Source organism: Nocardiopsis sp. NPDC006198 (genome assembly GCF_040613895.1).
Lineage (GTDB): Bacteria > Actinomycetota > Actinomycetes > Streptosporangiales > Streptosporangiaceae > Nocardiopsis > Nocardiopsis tropica.
This window is the reverse complement of the sequence record NZ_JBEXSY010000138.1, coordinates 1-1,457: the sequence shown is the minus strand read 5'-3', so window position 1 is coordinate 1,457 and position 1,457 is coordinate 1. Positions and strand designations below refer to the sequence as shown.

At 73.5% G+C, this 1,457-nt stretch carries 1 protein-coding gene; it reads left to right on the top strand.

The features are described 5' to 3' along the window. Positions 1 to 173: 173 nt before the first annotated feature. Complete coding sequence (locus tag ABZ234_RS33985; protein WP_344181462.1) at positions 174 to 1,232, top strand: trypsin-like serine protease; 1,059 nt, start codon at positions 174 to 176, stop codon at positions 1,230 to 1,232. The last annotated feature ends 225 nt before the right edge of the window (positions 1,233 to 1,457 follow it).

Below are 1,457 nucleotides of genomic sequence, written 5' to 3'. Positions count from 1 at the left end.
CGGTACGGGCGGGAAATGGGGGATCGAGGTTTCCATCCCCCCGCTGCGGGGTCGAGCTACGGGTGAGCGTGTGATCCTCGGTCTGTCCATCTTCGCGACCGCACTTCCCCGCCCCCCGAGACACAAACTCAAAGTAGCCGTTGAGTTACCCAAAGTGTGCAAAGATCGTGGGCATGACCTCGTCCACCTCACACAAGATCCTCGCCCCCCTGGCCGCCGTCGCGGTCGCCCTGGGAGGACTGGCCCTCGTCGAGAGACTCCCCGCACCGGCCTCCGCCGTCACCCGGGCAGCCGGGACGCCGCAGCACGCCGCGCCCGCCCGCGCCAGTGGTGAGGCGACGACGCGCGTGGACGGGATCTCCCACCAGACGGCGGCCGTCACGAGCACCCAGCACCGGGCCGTGCTGGACTACTGGACCGCCGAGCGGATGGCCGCGGCCCAGCCCATCACCAGCATGCTGGAGGGAGCCCTCCTGCCGCCCGCGGCGCACCCCGCCCCGGATGGCGTCGACCACCAGGCGTCCCCGCGCGCCGACAGCCGGGGCGAGCGCTGGACCGCCGGCGGCCTGGTCACGAAGACCACCGGCAAGGTCTACCTGACCATGGACGGCCGCGACTTCACCTGTTCGGCCTCGGTCGTGGACTCCGCCAACAAGAGCACCGTGGTCACCGCGGGCCACTGCGCCAAGGACGGCAAGGGGTCGTGGGCGCGCAACTGGACCTTCGTGCCGGGCCACGACGCCGGGAAGGACCCGTACGGCAGGTTCACCGCCCGCGACATGCTCGTCGCCCCGCAGTGGTCGCGCGAGGCCGACGACAGCTACGACTTCGCCATGGTGGTGCTGAACAAGAGCGGCGGGACCGCCGTCCAGGACGAGGTCGGGTCCCAGCGGATCTCGTTCGGCTCCTGGACCGCGGACAAGGTCCGCGACGGCGTGCAGGTGTACACGTTCGGATACCCCTCGGCCTCGCCCTTCGACGGCCAGGACCTGCACTACTGCTCGGGCCGCACCAGGCCGGACACGGGCGGCACCACCGCCAACGGCGTGCGGTGCAGCATGACGCAGGGGTCCAGCGGCGGGCCCTGGTTCACGGGCTTCGACACCTCGACAGGACGGGGCACGATCTCCTCGGTGGTCAGCTTCAAGTACGCCGACGACCGCTCCACCCAGTACGGCCCCCGGCTGGGCGCGGAGGCGCGCAAGCTGTACGACCACGCCGCGGGGCTCTAGGACGTGGTCCGCGGGCGCTTGCGGTCGGCTCGGCGCCTGCGCCGATCGCCGCGAGCGGTCGCCGGGCCCCCTCCCGCGGGACGAGCGGCGAAGGTCGGCCCGGGTTCGGCCGTCCGGGCGCGGCCGGCGCGGTGGGAGGCGGCCCGACGGCCGCCGCCCCCGCCCGGGGCGGGGTGGCGGTGGGCGCCCCCCCGCCCGCGGGGTGCGCCGGGGTCTGGGGCGTGA